The sequence below is a fragment of the Paraburkholderia lebeckiae genome (genome assembly GCF_050436225.1).
Lineage (GTDB): Bacteria > Pseudomonadota > Gammaproteobacteria > Burkholderiales > Burkholderiaceae > Paraburkholderia > Paraburkholderia tuberum.
The window spans coordinates 1,354,736-1,376,559 of record NZ_JBNDLU010000002.1 but is presented as its reverse complement, the minus strand read 5'-3'; the positions used below and the strand labels follow the sequence as shown (position 1 = coordinate 1,376,559).

17 protein-coding genes and 1 pseudogene are annotated in these 21,824 nt (G+C 60.2%); 9 read left to right on the top strand and 9 right to left on the bottom strand.

The features are described 5' to 3' along the window. Positions 1-86: 86 nt before the first annotated feature. Both OKW45_RS21025 and OKW45_RS21020 read right to left on the bottom strand, forming a co-directional pair. Positions 87-518, bottom strand: coding sequence for a hypothetical protein (locus OKW45_RS21025; protein ID WP_090807180.1), 432 nt, complete (start codon positions 516-518; stop codon positions 87-89). 312 nt (positions 519-830) lie between these two features. Then, on the bottom strand, positions 831-1,208 hold the full coding sequence (locus tag OKW45_RS21020; protein WP_090807178.1) for a SpoIIAA family protein: 378 nt from the start codon (positions 1,206-1,208) through the stop codon (positions 831-833). Positions 1,209-1,818: 610 nt separating this feature from the next. On the opposite strand from OKW45_RS21020, the gene OKW45_RS21015 reads away from it, so the two are divergent. After that, on the top strand, positions 1,819-1,995 hold the full coding sequence (locus OKW45_RS21015; protein WP_429470838.1) for a hypothetical protein: 177 nt from the start codon (positions 1,819-1,821) through the stop codon (positions 1,993-1,995). Positions 1,996-2,410: 415 nt separating this feature from the next. Here the strand turns inward: OKW45_RS21015 and OKW45_RS21010 are convergent. Then, positions 2,411-2,610: pseudogene (locus tag OKW45_RS21010) on the bottom strand (hypothetical protein); the annotation flags it as partial. 20 nt (positions 2,611-2,630) lie between these two features. After that, the gene (locus tag OKW45_RS21005) at positions 2,631-5,093 is read right to left on the bottom strand and encodes a two-partner secretion domain-containing protein (protein WP_429470837.1); all 2,463 of its coding nucleotides are present in this window, start codon (positions 5,091-5,093) and stop codon (positions 2,631-2,633) included. 487 nt (positions 5,094-5,580) lie between these two features. Between OKW45_RS21005 and OKW45_RS21000 the strand changes: the two genes are divergently transcribed. The 3 genes from OKW45_RS21000 (at position 5,581) to OKW45_RS20990 (ending at position 10,287) form a co-directional block, all read left to right on the top strand. Further along, positions 5,581-6,213: a LysE family translocator gene (locus OKW45_RS21000; protein WP_429470836.1), complete on the top strand. Its 633-nt coding sequence runs from the start codon at positions 5,581-5,583 to the stop codon at positions 6,211-6,213. Between the two features lie 626 nt (positions 6,214-6,839). Then, positions 6,840-9,131 carry a two-partner secretion domain-containing protein gene (locus tag OKW45_RS20995; RefSeq protein ID WP_429470834.1) on the top strand — a complete coding sequence of 764 codons (2,292 nt, stop codon included), beginning with the start codon at positions 6,840-6,842 and terminating at the stop codon, positions 9,129-9,131. A gap of 346 nt (positions 9,132-9,477) precedes the next feature. Next, positions 9,478-10,287 (top strand): methyltransferase domain-containing protein, encoded by an 810-nt coding sequence (locus OKW45_RS20990; RefSeq protein ID WP_429470832.1) that lies wholly within the window; start codon positions 9,478-9,480, stop codon positions 10,285-10,287. 517 nt (positions 10,288-10,804) lie between these two features. On the opposite strand, the gene OKW45_RS20985 is transcribed toward OKW45_RS20990, so the two are convergent. Beyond that, on the bottom strand, positions 10,805-11,188 hold the full coding sequence (locus OKW45_RS20985) for a hypothetical protein (protein WP_429470830.1): 384 nt from the start codon (positions 11,186-11,188) through the stop codon (positions 10,805-10,807). 266 nt (positions 11,189-11,454) lie between these two features. On the opposite strand from OKW45_RS20985, the gene istA reads away from it, so the two are divergent. After that, on the top strand, positions 11,455-13,083 hold the full coding sequence (gene istA / locus OKW45_RS20980; protein WP_429470828.1) for an IS21 family transposase: 1,629 nt from the start codon (positions 11,455-11,457) through the stop codon (positions 13,081-13,083). Further along, positions 13,080-13,850: an IS21-like element helper ATPase IstB gene (gene istB, locus OKW45_RS20975; protein ID WP_429470826.1), complete on the top strand. Its 771-nt coding sequence runs from the start codon at positions 13,080-13,082 to the stop codon at positions 13,848-13,850. The genes istA and istB overlap by 4 nt, the downstream gene beginning before the upstream one ends. A 62-nt stretch (positions 13,851-13,912) precedes the next feature. Here the strand turns inward: istB and OKW45_RS20970 are convergent, their stop codons facing one another. Continuing rightward, positions 13,913-14,329 (bottom strand): hypothetical protein, encoded by a 417-nt coding sequence (locus tag OKW45_RS20970; RefSeq protein WP_429470824.1) that lies wholly within the window; start codon positions 14,327-14,329, stop codon positions 13,913-13,915. Positions 14,330-14,891: 562 nt separating this feature from the next. Here OKW45_RS20970 and OKW45_RS20965 point away from each other — a divergent pair. From OKW45_RS20965 to OKW45_RS20955, 3 genes are all read left to right on the top strand, one after another. Continuing rightward, entirely contained in the window at positions 14,892-15,482 is a 591-nt protein-coding gene (locus OKW45_RS20965) for a hypothetical protein (protein WP_187639761.1), read from the top strand. 415 nt (positions 15,483-15,897) lie between these two features. Then, the gene (locus OKW45_RS20960) at positions 15,898-16,218 is read left to right on the top strand and encodes a site-specific integrase (RefSeq protein WP_239499056.1); all 321 of its coding nucleotides are present in this window, start codon (positions 15,898-15,900) and stop codon (positions 16,216-16,218) included. A 595-nt stretch (positions 16,219-16,813) separates the two neighbouring features. Continuing rightward, positions 16,814-17,971 (top strand): GGDEF domain-containing protein, encoded by a 1,158-nt coding sequence (locus tag OKW45_RS20955; RefSeq protein ID WP_429470822.1) that lies wholly within the window; start codon positions 16,814-16,816, stop codon positions 17,969-17,971. Between the two features lie 130 nt (positions 17,972-18,101). Here OKW45_RS20955 and OKW45_RS20950 read toward each other — a convergent pair whose 3' ends face one another. From OKW45_RS20950 to OKW45_RS20940, 3 genes are all read right to left on the bottom strand, one after another. Beyond that, positions 18,102-18,365 carry a hypothetical protein gene (locus tag OKW45_RS20950; protein WP_187639431.1) on the bottom strand — a complete coding sequence of 88 codons (264 nt, stop codon included), beginning with the start codon at positions 18,363-18,365 and terminating at the stop codon, positions 18,102-18,104. 297 nt (positions 18,366-18,662) lie between these two features. Beyond that, positions 18,663-20,375 carry a methyl-accepting chemotaxis protein gene (locus tag OKW45_RS20945; RefSeq protein ID WP_429473333.1) on the bottom strand — a complete coding sequence of 571 codons (1,713 nt, stop codon included), beginning with the start codon at positions 20,373-20,375 and terminating at the stop codon, positions 18,663-18,665. A gap of 1,117 nt (positions 20,376-21,492) precedes the next feature. Then, positions 21,493-21,810: a DUF4304 domain-containing protein gene (locus tag OKW45_RS20940; protein ID WP_429473332.1), complete on the bottom strand. Its 318-nt coding sequence runs from the start codon at positions 21,808-21,810 to the stop codon at positions 21,493-21,495. Between the last annotated feature and the right edge of the window lie 14 nt (positions 21,811-21,824).

Sequence of the window (21,824 nt, the reverse complement as noted above, 5' to 3'; positions counted from 1 at the left end):
TAAGGCAACTTGGAAAAAGGCAACGACGTGCGCGGCGAGGCGACGTATGTCATCGCTGGCTCGTGTGTTGGGGGGTGTGCGCGTAATCAATGGTACGTCGTCGTAGACGACTGCAGCTTCGTCAGCACGCCGCGTTTGAACTGGAACCAGCCTTGCGAGCTTTGCATCACGACTTCATCGCCTTGCCAGAACACGCGCTTGACCGTCATGCGCTTACCCGAGCGTTGCACAAGCGGCGGATGGTGGCGAAAGTCGTACAGCACCGGGCCGGAATCAGTCTGCACGAGCGTGCGCGTGACGCTGTCATTTGCATTGCCTACGTCGTCGAAATGCGTGAGCATGCTCGCGCTAAAGCGATCGAAAATTTCCTTGTCGAGCATCCCCACGAAATCGCCGTCGACGCGCACGAATTGCAAGTTACCCGAGGGCGTGACGAGCGGGCCAGACGCGTTGCTTTGCGCATGAACGCAAGTCACGAAAGAGGTGGCTGCGAGCCCAGCGAGGAACAGTCGTCTCATGTTTTCCTTTTAGATTCAGCGGCGTCTCCGACGACGGAGCACGACCCGCAATCTTTCCTTGGGAACATTGTCGTCAATTTTGGCCGAGACGTCGAAGGTCTTTAACTGGCCGACCTCTGCCAGATGACGCCACGGGCCTGAATTCGCGAGCTGCGTCTCGCGCGAAAGGCCGAGGCCGACCGCTTGAGACACTCGCGACTGACAGCAATAGGGAATCGAAAATGGTGCAATGAGGTTGTTCCGGCAAATTCATCTTCCGTAGAAACGCCTTGTAGCGCAGATGGATTTCAGATTTTTAGCAGCGGATGTTATTCATCGACTAACTCGCTTGGAGTCCGTGATCCAGCGTCTCGCGGTAGGCAATTCAGCAAGCGAGAACAAGCGGACATCGCCATGAAAAAAGGGTTTTAGCATACCAACCATAACCCGTAGCCATGCGAGATCCGTAACCACTGCGATGTGGCTGAAATCGTGCCAGTGCCTCAGCCCGAACGCGCCGTCATCCCAAAGCGCTCCAACCTCAAATCCCGTGAACTCTTTCCCGACGACATAGAGCATCTTGATCGGCCCCTTGCCCATCATCGCCTCAGCCTTGGGTATGAGTGTACTTTTGTAGTCGTCGTGCGTAACCTTGCCCGTGGCTTCGATCGCGAGCACATCTTGCGGTAACCCATCGATGAATTTGAACATCGCCGTCCCCCATTGGTTCTCCGCAGTGCAATTCGGTGCCTGCGGCCGCGATGATGCGTTCCTATTGTAGGCTCATGAGCGACCGCTTCGGGTAACAGTTCTCGCAGGGTCAGCGACCGCTCATGGCCGGCCGACAAGAGGCGGACACGAATGCGCAGCCGGCAACCTGCGTCCACCGCTTAGCGTGCTTTATTGTCGGAAGGAATTATGAAGCCGCCCCTTCATGCGCGGCCGGGGTGCCGGAGCCGGTTCGGCATCAGCCGACTGTTCCAGCAGGCTCGCGCTGTCGTGATCGATGGCCGAAAGGATGCGTTGCTTGGGGTGCCCGTCGAGATTCGGTTTTTGTCGCCCCGACGGCATGCCGTGTCCCGCCCCACCCGGGAAGGGACGCACGAGTCCCGATTGGATTGAAGGTTAGAATCCCGCGCGTGTGCGCCGCGCGCTCGAATAATTACCTGTGGGCACACACCGGAACGAGCGCATGGCAATCGTCAAGGGCACGCCCGGGTTCGCCGAGCGCCGGGTCGCGGACTTCGACTACAGCATGTTCAGGAAGGCGACATAACCGCCGTGCCGTTTCGGACTAGAATCCTCGGAGGAGGAGTCAGTAATGTCAGCTCTCAAGCGCATCGATCCGGGCCATTCCGCCTATCAGGCCGCGCTGAACAGGACGACCCGCTACCCTGCGGAGCACGTCACATTGACGGCTAGCTCAAGGAAGAGGCTGCGCCCCAGTGTGCCTCATCGAAAGGTCGGGCGCGGCAAGGTCGGCATCGGCGGCAAGTAGGCATCCGCAACCCTTGTATGGCGTCGGGCTTTAGAAGGTGGCTTGACGTGAATTGGCTGTCCGGCGCGAGCACGGATGAGACGTGGTTCGTGACCGACAATCTTGCGATATAGGTAGCCTGCCCCGCATTCGGTGATACTGGTCACAGCTGGGCAGGTACCTGCCAGCAGAGGCGGGACAGGTCGTCCAGAAGCGGCGTTTCGAATGTCGCTGATCGACCCGGCTCGGCCGTTCGCGCATTCACCGACCCAATGGCGGTTTCCGGTCTACATCGGTCGTCGCAATTGATCAGGCGGACCGATGGACTGCTCCATCGACGAATTTTCGCGATTTCAGGCCATGTGTACGGACAGCACGACGGCACGTCGTGCAACTCGGTAGACGCCTATAAAGCCGTCGGTTCGGAGACCATCGTTCAGTGCGGGGCGACCTGCCAGGCGAGAACGGTGGGTGGCACCGGGCAGCATCACCCACACGCCGTTCGGACCGAAGTCCTACCCAGCAAAACTCGTCGGGTCGCTCATCTGGGCGGTAGTAAGCCCGTTCGACGCCGGCAGATTGCCGCCGCTCGATGGTTGGCCCCGTCGTCTGGACGTTCCAGTAAACGTCGCTCCCACGATGGCAATCACCGCTTGTCAAGGTGCGAGCTGCCAGCTCAGCACCGGATGCGTTGCACCTGCGGGCATCGACCATACGCCGTTCGGTTCGAAGCCGTAACCGACGAAGGACGACGGCATGCTCATCTGCGCACTCGTAAGCCCATTCGCGGCGGGCATGGCCGTACCGGAATACACCCCGATGTTCGCCCCGGTGGTGTCCTTGTTCCAATAGACGTCGTTACCAATCGTGCCTGTGTTCGAAAATGCGATACCGACTGACGGGGGAACCTGACCGGGCAGGCCCGCCTGCGTGACCTGGCCCGTCGCGAACGACTGAGTGATCTTCCCGGAGTTGGATGCGACAAGCCCTGCGGCCCCTGAGTCGCAAGCGTAGGAAGTTCCGCCGCAATAGTTGGGCTCGAACGCCACGGCTCCAGTCGCATACGACTGCGTGATCGTCCCTTCATTGCGGCCGGCAAGACCACCGCCGCCAACCGTGTGGGCGACAGCAGTAACTGCGCCGCTCGCATACGACTGCTCGATGACGCCGCCGAGTTCGTTATCGCCGACGAGTCCCCCGGGCAAGCCTTCTGTATAAACGCCGACGCTGCTTGACGAGCGCGCGACCGTGCCGAGGTTCATTCCCACCAGTCCGCCGGACGATGCATCGTCAGCGTTACCGACCAGTCTGATCGAACCTGAACTGGCGCCGCGCACGATGGTCCCTTCATTCACGCCAGCAAGGATGCCGAAGCCGCCATATGTGCCATATGAGTTGATTGAGCCATTCACTGCGATGTTGCGCACGACGCCAGCGCTGCCGATCAAACCGAATAGGCCTTCTGCCTGCAACGTAACGGGCGGCTGGCTAACGCCCCCGTCCACGGACTGCGCGAGCCTGAGCGACTGGATCTGGTGCCCTCGCCCGTCGAACTGCCCCGAAAACGGCGTGCTGTAATTGCCCAGGGGGACGAACCCGCTGTTCGTGCTGGCGCTCGCGTCGATGTCCTTGCCGATCGCATAGTTGCCCGCGAGATCAGCCGACACGCTTTGAAGATCGGTCAGCGAATTGACGAGCCGATAAGCTGTAATCTGCGTGACGAGGCCGCTATTTGGCGGGACCGACCATGCGGCGTTACTGAGGAGTGTGCCCGGCGTAAAGCTCCCGCCGTATGCGCCCATATCGTAGAGCACGGTCACGATGCCTGTGCTTTTCGACCAGTCGACCGTGCCGCCGTTGATGACGCTGCCGCCGTTGTCGATGCCGGACGCGTCCGCGCGCAAGGTCAGATTGCCTGCACCATTGTTCGCTATCGTCGTGCCCGTCGTCACGGAGACGTTGTGGTACGCGGCAAGCGTGAGCGAAGCCGGACCGGACCAGCGCAGGCTCGACGCGACGCCCAGGTCGCCCGTTGCGCCGTTCGCGCCTGTGGTCGTGACATCGATCGACGTGCCCGCGTTCAGGCTGCGCTGCAACGTATGCGCGGCGGAGTCGTCGATCGTGAAGTCGGGCGTCGACAGATTCCACTGCCCCGCGTGAACCGATGCGTGCCTGCCGAAAGTGAGTTGTGCCGCTTGCGTGTCGACCGTTCCGCCGCTGCCATCCGCGTTGTTTGCGGTGATCTTGCCGAACTGCTCGACACGGCCGCCGTCGGCGACGAGCCAGACGTGGCCATCGCGGCTCGCGGTGCCCGTCGCGCGGATGCGCGTGCCGCTGCCCGCAAGCGCGTACACGTTGCCGTCGGCGGCCTGCAGGCTGACCTGCGCGGCGGTTATCCGCCCCTTGTTGACGACCGTGCCCTGACTGCCCGTCTGCACGAACACCTGCCTGCTGCCGGCCGAGTCCTGCAGCAGCACCTGCTCGCCGGCGGCCAGTTCCGCCGTGCCGTTGGGCGCTGCGACGGTGCCTGCGTTGATGACGTCGTGTCGCGCAATCAGGAATACATCGCCGCCGCCCGAACTGATCTTGCCGAGATTGATCACGGCTGCGTTCGAGTTGCCGGATAGCGTGAGCGAGCCGCTGCCCTGTATGAACGCGTCGTTGCAGATGTCCAGCGTCGACGCGACGAAACGTCCGCCGGTGGTAATCACGCCCGATGGCCCGACGACGATGCCCTGTGGATTGATCACATAGACGCTGCCCGTCGCACCGAGCCTGCCGAGGATGGCAGAGGGCGAACCGCCCGTCACCCGGTTCAGCGTCGCGCCGGAGCCGTTGTCGAACGTCACGCTGTTGGTTTTGCCGATCGAAAAGCTGTTCCACTCGATTACGCCGCGCGTCGCGCCCGGTTGGGTAATCACGAGGCCGTTGCCCTGGCTTGCTATCGTGCCGGTGCCGGTCACGTATGTGCCGCCTCGTGGAAGGAGGCCAGCCGCGAGCGTCACGGGTGTCAGGGAAAGTCCAGTCAGCGAAATGCCGATGGCCAGCAAGAAGCCTGCGTTTGATTGCTGACGTCGCAGTGCGCGTCGCGCAGGCTGAGGTAGTTTGGGACGTGACATACCCCCCCTTTTCCGCGTGCATGCGGAAGGGCTGCCGATGACCAGCAGAGTCGAGCGCAAATGCAATGGTCGCCGCGTCTCAAGAATAGCTGTTGGCCCCTGCGTATGCCTGCCGATGTCTCTGCGTTTTGCGCCTTATTGTCTGTGCGGTTGTGGCCGCTGTTTGTGTGGCGGCCTCACCTGATGCGTCCAGGAAATCAATGTGAAACTGTTAAAGGTCGCGAAAGGCCAGGGACCGGTTGCAGTGCGGAGCCGACGTCTGAACGTCTGTCCAAGGGGAGGGTTGAACGACGCTTGATGGCCGACCAGCGCCCGACGAACGAGCGCGACGATCGTCTCGGGCGTGCGAGCAATGCAAGAGGCATGAGCCGACCCACAGCGGACTGACGGCATTACCTAAAGCAGCCAGTCAAACTGATTGACCCCATAAAATGCGTTCATTAGACTGAGTTCCCTTTTGCGTCGCGTCGACAAAAGGGGACCTCTCATGCTTAGCCTTACTACCCTCGGACTCTTCTCGGGGGCCTGTCTCGCCCTTACGATGACGCCCGGTCCGGACATGCTGTTGATAGCGTCCAGAAGCGTTAGTCAGGGACGATCTGCTGGCATTGCATCGCTTGCTGGAATTCTGGCGGGAACCTACTGCCACGCAGTGGCGGCGGCGTTTGGCCTGTCCCAGTTGTTTCTCGCTGTCCCCATTGCCTACGATGTAGTCCGGTTCGCCGGCGCCACCTACCTGCTCTATCTTGCGTGGAAGACCTTTCGCGAGGCCCCCATGTCGACTTCAGCGGCAGCAAGCGAAGCTCGTTTTCCCATTCGAAAGATTTTCAGGCAGGGGTTGCTGACCAATCTGCTCAATCCGAAGATGGCGTTGTTCGTCCTTGCGCTTTTCCCGCAGTTCGTGCGTCCGCAAGATGGCGCGGTTGCCCTTCAGATCTTGACGCTTGCAACCGTGCTCAACTTTATCGGTCTGATCGTGAATGGTGTCGTCATTCTCTCGGCAAGTCAGCTTAGCCGGCGGTGGTCAGGCCGACGCCGCCCGTCGCGAGCCCCTCAATATCTGCTTGGGTCGGTGTTCGCCGGATTGGCATTCAGACTTGCTGTCGCGAGCAGAAAATGAACGTCCGCCAATAATGAGCGTTGATGGTCTCGCCGCCATTTCCAGCACCGATCGTCGACGATATGCGGGCCAGTGTTGACCGGCCGAAACTCGGCCGATCACTGCCTCATGCAATCGGCATACATCGCTCGAACTTCGCAAGGCAGCGATCGGCGGCACGCGACCCGATCCGGCCGTTGGATCCCGCACCAGCTTAACGGCAGCTTTCGAGTGGTTGAACTGCCGTTCCTGCCGCCGCGGCGACCGACACATGTCCCCGCTTGAAGAGGTACCAGCAAGCAGCCGGGGCATGCGCAAATACCGGTTGGTCTTTCGAAACGCGCTGCTACCATTAGGCTGTGTTGTGCGGTATGGCGGCCTTCGCGCCTTGCCTGGTCGCAACAACCTGCGTTCCGCGACGACGACTTTCCACGAACCACGTTTCGGGAGGGATCATGTCGCATCATTCATCCAGACTGGCGATCCAGTCGTCCCCAACCCCGCGCAATGGGCTGTCCTTTACGCTGGCGTATGCCGGCGCGGTACGCATCGCGCCTCGGTCGCGGCCTTCCGCGTGGAAGCGTGTTCTGCGCCCGCTGCCGCTTGCGCTATGGGTGCCGCTTGCGCTTGCCGCGTGGTGCGTGCCGATGGCCCACGCGGCCGGACCGCTGCCGCAGGGCGGCACCTTCGTCCGGGGTCAGGGCGCGATGAGCAGCGGCACCCATTCGCTAACGATCGACCAGACCTCGTCCCGCGGCGTGATTGACTGGCACAGCTTCTCGATCGGCAACGGCAACACCGTCGCCTTCAACAACGGCTCGGGCGCGACGCTGAACCGTGTAACGGGCGGCGATCCCTCTTCGATTCTTGGCAAGCTCACCGCCACCGGCAGCCTCTACCTGATCAATCCGCAAGGCATCCTCGTGGGGCCCTCCGGCGTCGTCAGCACGGGCGGACGGTTCGTCGCGTCCACGCTGGATATCTGTAACTGCGCCTTCATGAACGGCGGCGATGCGCTCACGCTGTCGGGCAAGTCGGACGCGAGCGTGATCAACCTCGGCAGGCTCAGCTCCAGCGGCGGCGATGTGTTCCTGATCGCGCGTCAGGCAGTCGTCAACGCGGGCACGGTAAGAGCGCCCAGCGGCACGGTGGAACTGGCGGCTGGCGAGACGGTGCTGTTGCAGGACTCGGCCAGCAGCAGGCAGGTGTTCGTGCAGGCAGGCAGTCACGGCACCGTCGTCAACGAGGGGCGCATCAAGGCCGCGCAGGTCAGTCTTCAGGCTGCCGATGGCAACGTCTATGCGCTCGCAGGCAGCGGCACCCGGATCCGCGCGACGGGCACGGCCACCCGGGATGGCCACGTCTGGCTGATCGCGGACAGCGGCCTGGTCAGGCAGCAAGGCAAGATCGCGGCAACGGATGCCGACGGCAGCGGCGGAACGGTCGACACGCAGGCGGCGCAGCTGGCGTTCGGCAGGCACGCAGCCGTTCACGCCGGGCAGTGGAATCTTTCAACGCCTGCTTTCACGATCGATGACGCTGCGGCACGCACGTTGCAGCGCAGTCTGAGCGCGGGCACCTCGGTCGATGTCACGACCACGGGTGGCAACGGCGCAACGGGCGACCTGGGCATCGCTTCGAGCCTGCGCTGGCAGGGTCCGGCTTCGCTCACGCTTGCGGCATATCGCAATGTCTCCGTCACGAGCGGCACGACGATCGCGAACGACGGCGCGGGCAATCTGACCTTGCGCGCGGACGCGTCCGGCATCGACAATGGCGGCAGCGTCATCAACGGCGGCACGGTCGACTGGTCGAAGAGTACCGGCATCGTCAGCGCGCTCTACGATATGACCGGCAGCTACAGCGCGGGAAACATCCTTCCAAGCAAGGCATGGACCGCGCCACAGGACAGCGGTCTCGTCACCCAGGTTACAGGCTATAAGCTCGTCAACTCGCTCGCCGATCTGGAAAAAGTCTCGCTGGATCTCGCTGGCATCTATGCACTCGGTAAGGACATCGACGTCAGCCCGCCGCCCGGCACACTCAATACGCCCATCGGCAGTTTCCCGTCGAGTCCCTTTACCGGTCAGTTCGACGGCATGGGGCACACGATTTCCAACCTTACAATTGTTGTGGACTCGTCGTTTGGGATCGTTCCGGGCGTAGGGTTGTTCGCCTCGATCGGGACGCCGGGTGTCGTGCGCAACCTGAGCGTGCAAGGAAATATCAGCAGCCCGGCGAACGGTGGCGACTATGGAGTTCTGGCAGGGGTCAGCACCGGCACCATTGCCGCGGTGCATACCAGCGGCAGAGTGGTAGGTCCGGCACCGGTACCTCTGGGAGGCAACGACGCTGGAGGCCTCGTCGGTTTCTCCGGCGGCACCGTAACGCGTTCTTCCAGCAGTGCAGACGTCGTATTCGGAGCTATTTATATAGGTGGCCTGGTGGGATTAAACGTCGGAGTCATCCGGCAGTCGTTTGCATCGGGAAACGTCGAGGGAGAAGGTGCAGTAGGCGGACTGGTTGGCGCCAATGTAAAGACGATCACGCAGTCCTACGCGACCGGCACAGTCAGTAGGCCCACTCAGTCTTTGATGGTGGGAGCACTGGTTGGGCAGAATGGAGGCACGATTGAACAGTCGTTCGCGACCGGCAGGGTGGAAGCGCCGGGAGGTGGGGCGGGCATAGCCGGCGCCAATTATGGGCCAGAAGTGAACATCACCAGTGACGTCTTTTGGGACAGGCAGACGACCGGCGCCACGGTCGCAGTGCTCGCTGTAGGCGGCGGTGCACAAGCGGGCAGCGCTCAAGGTCTGACCACCGCGCAGATGAGCATGCCGTCCAGCTTCGGCCCGACGTACGATTTCAGCCCGAATGGGATCTGGGCTATGCCGCCGGGAGGAACGCACCCTGTGTTGCGCTGGCAGCTAGCGCCCTGAACCTGACCGAGGCGCACTCATTCGGACACGTTGCTATACAGTGAAATGGAAAAGACGTCGGGGGAAATGTCCATTGCCTAGTGCAGAGCCGACGTTCGGCCGTCCAGATGAGGGCATAGACCAGTGTCCGCTCATGGCCGAACGCGGTCACAAAGCGCAATCCAAGGTTGGCGCACGATGGAACCCGACAAGTTAAGTTTTTGCGTGGATTAAGCCGGATAACTATATTTAGCCACATGTGTTCCCATGCGGCTGCCGACTACCCCTCACCAGATAACGCCGCAGCGGCGGACCTGCTTCATGCATTGCCAAAGGGCCTCCCGACTCCAACTAACGAGGACGAAACATGTCTTTCCGTGACCTGTACGGCCGCACTCACCAACTTGATGCGCCCACTGTCGAAGTAATCGCGAAGCGACTGGAAGCACGATCGAACAGCGATCGGTACATGGATATGCTGCACGACTACCTTGGTGCTATCGATCTCACCGCCGCTCGGGACGTGCTTGCTCTTGGCTGTGGCACGGGCGTCGAAGTTCGCGAACTCCTTCGCCAGCCATCCTTTGCGGGAAAGGTCACAGCGGTTGACATAAGCCCGACACTGATCGAAACCGGAAAATGCATCGCCGCACAACAGGGATTCGCGGATCGAATCGAGTGGCTGGTGGACGATGCACAAAGGCTTGGGTTTCAGGACGCGGCATTCGATGTGGTCATCGCGCACACGTTGATCAGCCACGTACCGGAGCCGGAAGAAGTCATCCGACAAGCAGCACGCGTCGTCAGGCCCGGTGGAAGAGTCGTTGTTTTTGACGGTGACTACGCTACGCTGACGTTCGGAGCCGATCCCGACATGGATGACAAGATTATTTCGGCACTGATAGCAAATCCACGTGTCTTGCGAAGACTGCCGACGATGTTCAAAGACGCACACCTTGAACTAGTCGATAGCCGCGGATGGGCGCTTACCGAAATCGGACGCGCGGACTTCTTGCTGGCGGGCTTGCAATCGTTTTCTGTCCTGTTGCCAAAAGCCGGCGCAGCGACGCCTGAAGAAGTGGAAGCGTTCGTTGCCCGACAACTTCGCGCCAGTGAAGGGGGGACCTTCTTCGGTGGTTATAATTTCTACGTCATGATCGCACAGAAAGCGAGCTAAGGCACATGCAGGCGCACCCATCCCTGCGCATTGCAACTCGTGTAATTCTGTACCTTCGCATCGACTGCCGCTTAACCGGCGATTCCCGACCCACAACTGCCCTTCCACCCGAAGCGAGCGCCGTGGCAACCTGCCAACAGGAGCGGTCATTCGAGCAACCCGTCTAGCCCGGCGAATTCTCGGTACATGAGAACGTTCGTCACGCGCGGTATTGTGCTCGATTCTCCGCTTCCTAATCGTTCTGCGTTAGACTGTGGCGACGGTGAAAGGAAGTTGTGAGAGCACCCGCAATGGACCAATCGGCGAATGCGCTTTCGACCTCGCCTTACGCAGCAAGTCGCAGCGTATTGGACCCGCACCGTGCGTAGTTGAGTCAATGCGCCAGGCGCCGCAGGGACTGTTTGTCGCCGCCCTTTTGTTTGGCCTTTTCGATGGCTGGTGTCTGGTCAACCTGGGCCTCGGCCAAAACTGACTCAGCAGTCGTGTCCGTGCCCGGCATGTGGTTTGGGTCCATGAGCTAAAGTCTGAAGACGTGGACGAGTGAGCTTATGTTTCCGGAGCTATCTACCCTCCCGTCGGCCGTATATAAATGCCTTCTGACAGGGCCGGACAGCCCTGTCTCCGCGGCTAAACTTGTTTGTGGTCCTGATGCAGGCGCGCCCTTCGACAACACCGGGTAGAGTTTCAACGCACTTTCATTAATGGTCAGTGCACCTTTCTTCGGAAAACTTAAATCTGCTACTTCTTCTTGCGCGAGTACCTTCTTGCCATCAATGTAAAAATAATGCGTTGGAAAAATAGATCCGCAGCCAAGCAATTTAAAGATCCCTCTATCATAGGTGAGGAGGAGTTCACACCATACCCACGGAACATGAAAGGGAGAGCCAACATCGTCGCTCACTCCGATTCCATCAGTATGCGAACCAGCTCTAAACTTAATCAGTGCATTTACGCAAACCACTTCATTCTTTGGCGTGGGAGGCAGCACAGTACTTGCGTGTCGTGCGCGTGTCTTAACTAGAGCCCCGGCGGTCGGTCAAACTCCCCCGGGTATGGTCACTTCAAACTCCCCCACCTGACGACCGTCGGCTGAGCCACTAAAGCTGCCGGGAGAGGTGTTGCAGGACGTCTATCTTCGTCTCCTTCGAACAAGAAGGAGTTCAGGGAGTGAACGTCTTGAAGCCGCACCTGCAAAGCACCGTATTCACATTACTCGAACGCAACAAGAGCCAGCGCCAGATCGAGCGACTCACGGGCATCGACCGCAAGACGATCCGTCGCTATCAGGCGATCTTCGAGTCGGAGAAGTCCGCTTCGGCAAACTCCTCCATGGTGACCACCGGCTCCGAAACGGTCGTCACGCAGACTCCTCCACCGCCGCGACCACCGGCTAGCGACGATTCCAGCAAGACCACAGCGTTCAATTTCGCCCGCTCGGCAAGCGAACCGCATCGCGAATGGATCGAGCAGCAGGTCCGCCTGAGGCGCAACGCGCAGGCGATCTATCAGGATCTGGCCGATCAGTTCGCATTCACCGCGAGCTACGAGAGCGTCAAGCGTTTCGTGCGCGCCTTGCGCCACATTGATCCCGAGCAGTTCGACCGTCTCGCGTTCGCCCCCGGCGAAGAAGCTCAAGTGGACTATGGCGAAGGCGCACTGACCCGCGATCCGAAGACCGGCCGGTACCGGCGCCCGCGGTTGTTCGTCATGACTCTCCGATATTCGCGGCGCAGTTTCCGGCGCGTGGTCTGGAAATCCAGCAAGCAGGTCTGGGCCCAGCTTCACGAGGAAGCCTTCCGCTACTTCGGCGGCGCTGTCAGCTATGTCGTCCTGGACAATCTCCGGGAAGGCGTCATCACGCCCGATCTGTACGAACCCGAGATCAACCGGCTCTACGAGGCGATGCTCGAGCATTACGGCGTCGTCGCCGACCCTGCCCGAGTGCGCGACCCGAATCGAAAGGGGACCGTCGAGAACGCGATTCAACATACGCAGGGCACCGCGCTCGCCGGCCGCCGTTTCGAGTCGCTCGAAGCCCAGAACGAATTCCTGATGCACTGGGAGGCGAACTGGGCGGCCAAACGCATTCATGGCAGCACCCGGCGTCAGGTCGAGGCCATGTTCCAGGAGGAGAGGCCGCATCTGCGGGCGTTGCCGACCACCGGCTTTCGCTACTTCATGGAGGTCGTGCGTACCGTCTGGGACGACACCACTGTCAACATCGATCGCAGCAACTATGCGGCACGACCCGCACCGATCGGTAGTCTCGTTTCAGTGCGGATCTACGATTCCACCATCGAGATTCGCGATCGCCGTACGCAGGCCTTGCTGCGCACCCATCCCCGCGCCCTGCAGGCCGGTTCGCTTGAACTGCCCGAAGACGAACGCCCGTTCAATCCGTCCCGCCAGAGCGCCTTCCTGCTCGCGAGCGCTGGCGACATCGGTCCGCAAACAAAGGCGCTTTGCCAACACATGTTCGACAGCGAAGGTCGCGTCGGCCATCGCGCCATGTGGGGCATCGTCGGTCTGGCGAAGAAGTATCCCGCCCGGCTCGTTGAACAGGCCTGCGACCACGCGTTACGTCATCACGTCTACCGGTACAAACAGGTGCGCGCGATCGTCGAGCAGCTGTTCGAACAGGCACTCGAGCGTCTCGATCAGGCACCGCAACTCGAACTGCCTCTCACGCAGGACCACCCGCTGATCCGTCCTGCCGCCGAATACGGCGAACTCTTTACCCTCGGTGCGCAGCACGGCGCCGAACCTCAACCTCCGACGGGAGAAACGCAGGCATGACCATGACATTACCGGAAATCGAACGGGCGCTCGGACAGCTTCGCCTGTCCGGCGTGCGTGACACGCTCGAAACGCGCGTGCTGCAGGCACAAGGCTCCCAGCAGCCGTTCCTTGAAACCTTTGCACTGATCCTGCAGGACGAACTGGATCGCCGCCAGTCACGGCTCATCGAACGCCGCTACAAGCTCTCCGGCCTCGAAGAGAAACTCACGCTCGCGGAATTCGACTGGGGCTTCAATCCCAAAGTGCCTCGCCAGACCTGCTTCCAGCTACACACGCTAAAGTTCATCGCGGCCGGCGACAACGCGCTGATCATCGGCAAACCTGGCACCGGCAAATCGCACGTTGCGAAGGCCGTCGCCTACCAGGCCGTCCTGCAAGGCCACAAGGTTCAGTATCTTGAGACCGACGACTTCTTTAACCGTTACGCGCTGAGCCCGACTGCCCAGCGCGAAGCCCGGCTGCGAGCCACTCTCGAGAGCGAACTGCTCGTACTGGACGACCTGTTCCTGTCGCGTACGATCCCCGACGCCGCCGGCGCGCTGCTGCAAACGCTGATCCATCAACGCTACAAACTGCATCGCAGCGTTATCGTCACCTCCAACCGCGTTGTGCAGGATTGGGGCGCATACCTTGGCGATAACACGATGAGCACTACGATCCTCGACCGGCTCATGCATCACTGCCACCTGCTTGAGTTCGACGGCCGCAGCTATCGCCTCAAGGAAGCCGCTGAAACGCTTGCGCGGAAATCGAAAACCAGCTAAATAAAATTCTTGGTCCTGCTGCACAGGGTGGGGGAATTTACGCGACCATAAGTGGGGGAGTTTCAACTGACCGTCCGGGCTAGAGAGATGCTACTGGCCTCTCCAGGATAAAAATTTGGGTCACTCATTGACGAATTTTTCATCAACTTTGTGCTGCTGAACTTCGATTTATCAAAAGGCGGCGTCCACCCCGGATCGTGTACGGCATCAAGAACATTGAAGCTGCCTACTGCGTTGGTGGTCGGATCTAGTTCAACGGTGAAACGGCAGCACAACAACGCTCGAAATTGCTTCTGAGCTTGGAAAGACTTGAAGTCAGCAATCTCGTTCGGAGGTGTCGGATTGGCCGTGGCGGCCAATCCGATATAGGTTTTCGGGATCCAGTGCGGTGTTTGCGTAAGGGCTTGGAACGCAAATGATACCGGGTGCGAATCGGCGTGAATCCAACTGATGGAGCCAACGGCAACCTTATATAGCATCGCGACCTCCTAAGCGAACAGTTGTTTCGAACGATGCCGATGCGCCATCGGCCAACAGTGTCTTAACTGTTGAGATACTTGTCGACCGGCGCGATGCGCGTGTCCAAAGTATATGTCTCGTAGCATTCGCTACAAACCGATTTGGCGGGCCAGACCTTAAACCAAAGGAACCCGTGAATGTCGGTTTCGATCGGCCATTCAACTCATATGACGTGAACACGAGCGTCCGGTGTTTGGATGGTGTGGACTTCCGAGCGTCTTCCTAAAAGCATGGGCCAACGTCTGAAAGTGGCCCGACAGCCGCCCGACGTTGGCGACCGGGACCAACCTTCTCGGCCGCATTAGCGATTACGCATCAACCCGCCTTCAGCCGCAGCGCGGGGTTTATATATGCCGAGCGCTGACACGCGAGCCTTGGAATGGTTGACGACCTGTTCAAGGCGATCGATCTGTTGAAGCGCCGAAGTCAAGCGCGACTGATCCAGCGCAACGGCGGCAGGTTAATATCGCCGCGCGCCGACCCTGCGTCGTCCTAAAATTGTAAGTACGGTGTGGGGGCAACATGAAACATGGACTGGTACTTGGGCTGCTGAGCGGTGCGCTGCTTGTCGGTTGCATGTCCGCCGGGGTCGAAGTGAGGCCTGAACAGATGGCGATCTTCAGGCGTGGCGTGACGACGCTTCAGGAAGTGACAGCCACGCTCGGTCCGGCATCAGTGCAGACCGCGCTCGACGATGGTTCGATGCTGCTCGTGTACACGTATGTGACGTCGAGGCCGCACCCCGAAAACTACATCCCGATTATCGGGGCGCTGGTTGGTGGTGCCGACACGCACACATCGGCGGCGGTGTTCCTGTTCGATGCGCGCGGCGTGCTCAAGAGTGCGAACACCACCACCTCGAACGTCGGAACGGGCCTGAGCACCGAACTGCAGCACAGAGCCCCCGCGCCAATTGTTGAGGCGCCCGTCCCGGGCAACAACAATCCGCCGGCCGCCGTGCAGAGCGTTGAGCGGCCCGTCGTGGTCAAGAGCATTTCGCCGGCCGCCGCTGAGAGCGTCGAGCCACTTCCGGAAGAAGAGGGCCAACCAGCACCGGAAAACAGCGTCGAACCGCCACCAGAACAAGGCATCCAGCCGTCTGCGAGCAGCTAGCGCCGAACCCTCGGTCGTCCACGACGCGCGCTGAGCGTTCTGTCGTCATGCCGATCGCAGCTGCGCGGTCGAAGGCATCGACGCGCGGGCAGGCGAGCCTTCCTGCTGTCGATGTCCACGTAACGTTGAACTTCACATACCCACGATATGAGGCTTTGCGGCGAAACCGTCCAACGAACGCCGAATCCGCGGTTCATTTAATTTTGAACTATCCAGACTTGGTTCATGATGCCAGCGCAGAGACGCGCGAACGTCTCCGGTCGACCCCTATGCTCAGGTCGCAACTATGCGCAGATGGTCAGTCGCTGACGGCGCCGACCCAAGCATGGCACAGCTCTGGCAAGGCGGGCGAGCAAGGATCTGGACATAGTTCTCGTCTGTGGATGCAGTGATGGTCCCACTTCTGGAGATCACCATGGGCATCGTTCGCCGCCCCCACCGCACTGGCATAGACGGTTTCGCCGACCGGCCGTGGATAACTCTCGAAAGCCAGTTCATGGCGTCAACAGAACGGGTACCGCTCCATACGACTACGATGCACCTGTTGCAGGCGGGCGTTCCATTCAACGTGATCGCCTGGTGGCTCGCTCACGAGAGCCCGATGACAAGCCATCGCTACGTCGAAGCTGACCTCGCGATGAAGGAGAAAGCGCTCGGTCGGCTAGAGGCGCCCGATGCCAGGATTCGCCGGTATCAGGCGCCGGACTCGTTGCTTCGATTCCTGCAGACGCTGTAACTATGCGTAGGCTCCGCCAGCCCGTACCGCACCCCTTAAGGGGCTGGCCGCGTTCGCTATAACCATCTGCGCATAGTTGTGACCTGAGCATAGTGGTCGCTATGAGGTTTACATAGCGACCCACTCCGGCCCTTCGGCGAATATTTGCGAACGTCTCCGCCACGTTCAAGAGCGGCCGTTTCGGCTTGCTCAAACCGAGCCGCTCAAGCCGATCAATGGTCGGTCCCGTGCGTGTTCACGAGAAGTGATCCGATTGGACATGCCGGTTGCGGGTCCATCCGCACCTCTAGCTGCCCACCAACGTTCACAGGTCTTATGTCGAAGACCGGGCCGATGTCGGACCGACTACGGGTGGAACCGGTGCAAGAGTCCGTGTGGGCCCACCTTATCCGGCATTAGGGGTTTATACTTACCACGACTTCTCATGTCTTCCCCGACAAGGATTCAGCCCGCCCACTTAGGCGGGCTTCAATGTTTACAAAGATCGGTTCGAACGCAACAGGACGCTCCCCATTCCGCCTTGCTCTAATCCTGGGGGAAAGGTTCACACCGCAAAGCTATGTTCAGCCCTGTTGGTCTTTATATTGTCGGAATCATGTCGACCGCCGTGAGCGTACTCATATTGAGTTCGCTGTCCGGGATTCCTGGGCTGTACCGCTGGTTCGGTGCAAACATTCTGGCCGTGTCCGCATTGGTTGTTCTGACGTTGTGTGGCGCCTCCCCAACGCCCATGGCTATTCTCATATCCAGTGCGCTCCTTGCAGCCATCCCAATCGTAGCGCTGCAAGGTTTCAGAAAGTTTTTCGCCCTTCGCCCTTCGCAACCCCACGCGGTTGTGGCATACGTCATTCTGGTAATCGGCCTTGTTTACTGGACCTATGTTTCGCCGAACCCGGATGCCCGGATTATTTCGATGGCTGCCTTCGTTGGCTACTTTCGTCTATGTATCGGCTGGACGGTATACATCATGCGTCCTCCGCATCGGCCTCGGTACAGCTATCAATTCCTAGCCTCCGTCGCGGTGCTCGGAGGGCTCGTCTACATTGCTCGGGCGATCGTGACCGGTCTAGGCTGGGAACAGCACGCACACTTTCTAGACCTGACACCTATGAACGTCGCGTATATCGGCATCGGCATATTAACCTTGCCGTGCCTTTCGATAGGTGTAGTCATGCTCGCGTATGACCGCATGGCTGAGCGGATGGAGCGGCTGGCGACTGTTGATGATCTGACCGGAGCGCTCGTTCGGCGCGAGTTTATGGCTCGCGCCGAATTGCTGCTAGCGCACGCGAACCGTACAAGGTTGCGCTTGGCTGTTGCAATCCTTGATATTGACCATTTCAAAGCAATAAACGACGGACACGGTCATGCAGTCGGAGACAGCGCGCTGGTTCACTTCGCTTCCATCATGTCGAAGGGTATCAGGCGAGGCGATATTTTTGGGCGTCTTGGCGGGGAAGAGTTTGCGGTCCTGTTGCCAGAAACCTCCGGAGCAGACGCTGTTGCAATAGTTGATCGTTTGCGCCTGCAAATTGCCACGGCTGCACTAGTCATCCCCGGCGGAGAAGTGGAGTGCACGTTCAGCGCTGGCGTCTCGGAATATGAGACGGGCGAATCGCTGAAAAACCTGATGGCGCGATCCGACGCGGCGCTTTATTCGGCAAAGGCTATGGGGCGGAATCGTGTCGTCGCAGCGGTCTCTGCTCGTGCTCAAACGATCGAAGCCGTCACGGAAGCACCGAAGCCAAATTGACCAAATCTCTGAGAGCGGATGGCGGCCAGACGCTGATCAGCAGACATTCGCCAAGAGAATATGAAGGACCGTTCGTGGCCGGGAATCGCCTCAGCCGGATCTTGAGGCGTGTGCCGCGCCTCACTGCGATCTAGCGCTTCTGTCTGAGCAAGTCAAATTGGCGCTGTTGTCTCAGCGAATCGAGTTCGCGCTGCTGCCTCAGCAAATCCAGGTCGCGCTGTTGTTTCAGTAATTGGAGTTGTTCGTTCTGGAGTTCGATCTGTTGCTTCTGCGCTTCCAATTGCGCTCTATAGGCCCCCGTGCTTTGGTCAGCCAGCGCTCCCTGCGGGTAAGTCTGCGCGTAGGTGATGGAACAGCCAGCCGCCAATGTCGCAGCAACGATAAGTGCTTTCATGATGCCCCTCGCACGGATCTTCTTTGAAATATCTTAGGCCAGAAAGGCCGGGCATCGGCGGGACCGACGTGGCTATCGGCGTCGTGCCTGGACCGGTGATTGCGTATGGTATGTTGAGCGAGCGGCGTGCTTTTCGCAGTGGCAACGAGAGGCCGGGATCGACCCCCAAAGAGACGGTCGGTTTTGCGGAAAGCCGCCGTTCAAAACCGTTGCAGACTGTCCGCCAGACGATGGGACGAGTTACCGCGGCGACCTACTGGCGGACCGGCGTTGATGTCTTCTCTTCATACGACGCTGTCAGAACGTTTCCCAGTCCGCGCCCTCGACCGTCACCGGCGAGTCAGCGCGCCGCGGTATCGGCGCGGGGACTTTCGTGGTTGATACGGCACGCTCGGCCACACGGACGGGCCGCTTCGCTGCTGGCGGCTTCGCAACAGACAGCGGGCGCGCGGCTGGCGCGGCGATATCGGCCTGCGCCGTGCGGAACACCGCAACCGCAGCGCGCAACTGCTTCGCCTGGTCCTCCAGCGAGCCAGCCCCTGCCGCCGCCTCTTCGACCAGCGCCGCGTTCTGCTGCGTGACCTGGTCCATTTGGCTGATCGCCTGGTGCACCTGTTCAATGCCGCGGCTCTGCTCGCTCGAAGCCGACGCGATCTCGCCCATGATGTCGGTCACGCGCTGAATCGCTGTGCCAACCTTGTCCATCGTCTCTCCTGCCCGCGCGACCAGGTCGGTTCCGGCTTGCACGCGGCTGCCCGAGGTCTCGATCAGCTCCTTGATTTCCTTCGCCGCTACCGACGAGCGCTGCGCCAGAGAGCGCACTTCGCTGGCTACCACCGCGAAGCCCCGACCCTGCTCGCCCGCACGCGCTGCCTCCACCGCCGCATTGAGTGCAAGGAGGTTGGTCTGGAATGCGATGCCCTCGATCACGCCGGTGATTTCGGCGATCTTGCCCGCACTTTCCTCGATGCCCGCCATCGTCCCGACTACCTCCCCGACGATTGCCGAACCTTCTTTGGCAACAGCATGCGCACTGTCCGCGAGGCCGCTCGCCTGGCGAGCGTTCTCCGAGTTCTGCTTGACGGTGGCCGTGAGTTCCTCCATGCTCGCCGCCGTTTCCTGCAGCGACGCCGCCTGCTCCTCCGTGCGAGAAGACAGGTCGATGTTGCCCTGCGCGATCTGTCGCGCGCCCGTCATTACCGACTCGGCGCCCATGCGGATCTCGCCGACGGTGTTAGACAGGCTTTCGGTCATGCTGCGAAGCGAGCGAAGCAGTTGCCCCGTCTCGTCCCTGCCATCCGCGTCGATCCGCGTGGCCAGGTTGCCCTGCGCAACTTTCTCAGCCGCATCGACGGCTACTTGCAGCGGCCGGACGATCGAGCGCGTGACCAGCAGCGCGCAGGCCCCTCCGACCGCCAGCGCGAGCGCCGCGAGCACCAGTACGAGCAGGCGAGCGTTGGCATACGATGCGCTCGATGCGTCGTGCTCGGTCGCCACCTGGTTGCCGACATAATCGATCAGGGCTTGGACTGCGCCGAGATACTGGTTCTCCAGCGGCACCTGTTCGCTCAGTAACTTCTGGCGTGCCCCTTCGGCGTCGCCGGCCTTGATCTGCGCGATGACTGCCGCCCGGTCGGACAAATACGCCTGACGGGCGGACGCTACATTGGACCAGAGCTCTTTGCCCTGGTCCGTGTCGAGGAGTTGCTGGATTTCTTCGACTGCCTTGGACACGATATCGTGACCATTGCCGATCGATTGCAGATTGGCGCTTACGACCTCCGACTGGTTGCCTGCCAACGCGGCCAATGCGTCGCGTTCCATCACCGCCTGCCCGCGAGTGATTTCGAGCAGCTTGTGCAGATCCCACAACACCGGCATGCGCGAGCGCGTGACGTTATTGACGTCCTGGTTGAAGCCACTCAGTCCACTCAGTGATACGGCTGCAAGTGCGAACGTTAGAAGCAACGTGACTGCGAACGCCAGCGCGAGGCGCGCTCCTATTTTCATGTTGTTCAACCGCATATCAGAGTTCCATCTTTCAAGATCTGCCACCTGGTCACCGGCTTGCCGGGCAATTCTGTATAACGACAAGAAGGACGGAAACTTAAGGGTTAATACTTATAGTTTGGCTGCAAAGTAGCCGATTGTCCGAATGCGACCGTCCACTTAGCGACCGATGGTCAACTGCCCCGAGCTCAGATTGCATTAAATCCGATCGGGCTCATGTCGACCCTGAGGAGACCTTCAGCGGTCCCGTTAGCGGACATTCGCGAGCAACTATTTGACTGGTCCGCGAGGTCGTTATACTGTCGTCGCGGCGGGGGGAAGGATACCCCGTCAGGGGCACCAGTGGGTAATGCCGACCGCGCCCAGGGTCTTGGGAACCGTCTGCGTAATAGTCAGGCACAGACCTTGCTCCGCCGCACTGCTTGGTTGAAGCTTACCGCTACCGTATCCGGTAAATCTCGGTTTTCCAGTCGAGCAGGAATTCGGCAACTCGCTTGGAATGTCCCGGATTTCCGTTCAATCCCATCCTCTCAGTAGCAACGTTATCCAAGTATGCAGCGATGGGCGAGACGCTCGCTCCCTCCTGCAACATTGAGAACACTTCGGGCAAATACCTTTGGTATTCGTCACGCGTAACGGGATTGGGCGCAACGCCGATAGGGTCCCATACGTAGTACAGAACCTCATCCACTCTTCGGTAAAGTTCCAACTCGGTATCGTCTAGTTTCTGCCCCATAGCGCCTCATTTCGCTTTCCGCTACCGCTCGTCTATGTTTGCCAACGGTGCGTCGTCAGCCTCCAGTGTTAATGTGAGCGTCCTGTGAGAAACCGTGTGCTTTGAGAATCGGGCGTATCGCCCTGACCAGTCGATCGCCGTCACCGCTCGTCATGTATATGGAAGCGCTCCTACCGTCCGGTGCAATCTCGTCGCCGTCAAGTTCCCCGCAATTCGCCGCCCTCGCTGCGACGTCCAGTTCGTCCTCAAGTTGATGCAGTAGTGTCAAGTCGCGACTGCCATACCCTAAGGAGATCACGACCTGCGCGCCCGCAACAGTACCGCCGGCCCAACTCGGCGCCGCAATAACGAGAAACAGGAGAGGTAGGTAGCGTCTCTCCATCAACTTGCGGCCCACCAACGCTCTGCTTCGTCGAGGTATGTGCATAAAGACTCTGCGACTGTCATCGGCGGAGTGCCATCATCGAACCTGAACCAGCGACCATCCAGCCCTGGTGCGGGCTGGCCAAGCCTGTGACGCTGGCGAGGAAGTAGATCATGCGCAGTGACCTTGGTCGCGGGGATTGATTTCCCCAAGTGGGTGGCTATGCCATCGATTCCGCACCGAGATATCTCAACCACGAATCCTCCGCCGTGGCGGTCAAACTGCACCGTCAAAAGGTCGATTTTGCCAGCTCCTAGGCGTCGGAAATGAGGCAATGACCCGGCGGTTT

Bases quoted from the DNA above. Each gene is read 5' to 3' on its own strand.
- OKW45_RS21025 (WP_090807180.1), bottom strand. From the start codon at position 518: ATGAGACGACTGTTCCTCGCTGGGCTCGCAGCCACCTCTTTCGTGACT.
- OKW45_RS21020 (WP_090807178.1), bottom strand. From the start codon at position 1,208: ATGTTCAAATTCATCGATGGGTTACCGCAAGATGTGCTCGCGATCGAA.
- OKW45_RS21015 (WP_429470838.1), top strand. From the start codon at position 1,819: ATGTCAGCTCTCAAGCGCATCGATCCGGGCCATTCCGCCTATCAGGCC.
- OKW45_RS21005 (WP_429470837.1), bottom strand. From the start codon at position 5,093: ATGTCACGTCCCAAACTACCTCAGCCTGCGCGACGCGCACTGCGACGT.
- OKW45_RS21000 (WP_429470836.1), top strand. From the start codon at position 5,581: ATGCTTAGCCTTACTACCCTCGGACTCTTCTCGGGGGCCTGTCTCGCC.
- OKW45_RS20995 (WP_429470834.1), top strand. From the start codon at position 6,840: ATGGCCCACGCGGCCGGACCGCTGCCGCAGGGCGGCACCTTCGTCCGG.
- OKW45_RS20990 (WP_429470832.1), top strand. From the start codon at position 9,478: ATGTCTTTCCGTGACCTGTACGGCCGCACTCACCAACTTGATGCGCCC.
- istB (WP_429470826.1), top strand. From the start codon at position 13,080: ATGACCATGACATTACCGGAAATCGAACGGGCGCTCGGACAGCTTCGC.
- OKW45_RS20970 (WP_429470824.1), bottom strand. From the start codon at position 14,329: ATGCTATATAAGGTTGCCGTTGGCTCCATCAGTTGGATTCACGCCGAT.
- OKW45_RS20965 (WP_187639761.1), top strand. From the start codon at position 14,892: ATGAAACATGGACTGGTACTTGGGCTGCTGAGCGGTGCGCTGCTTGTC.
- OKW45_RS20960 (WP_239499056.1), top strand. From the start codon at position 15,898: ATGGGCATCGTTCGCCGCCCCCACCGCACTGGCATAGACGGTTTCGCC.
- OKW45_RS20955 (WP_429470822.1), top strand. From the start codon at position 16,814: ATGTCGACCGCCGTGAGCGTACTCATATTGAGTTCGCTGTCCGGGATT.
- OKW45_RS20950 (WP_187639431.1), bottom strand. From the start codon at position 18,365: ATGAAAGCACTTATCGTTGCTGCGACATTGGCGGCTGGCTGTTCCATC.
- OKW45_RS20945 (WP_429473333.1), bottom strand. From the start codon at position 20,375: ATGAAAATAGGAGCGCGCCTCGCGCTGGCGTTCGCAGTCACGTTGCTT.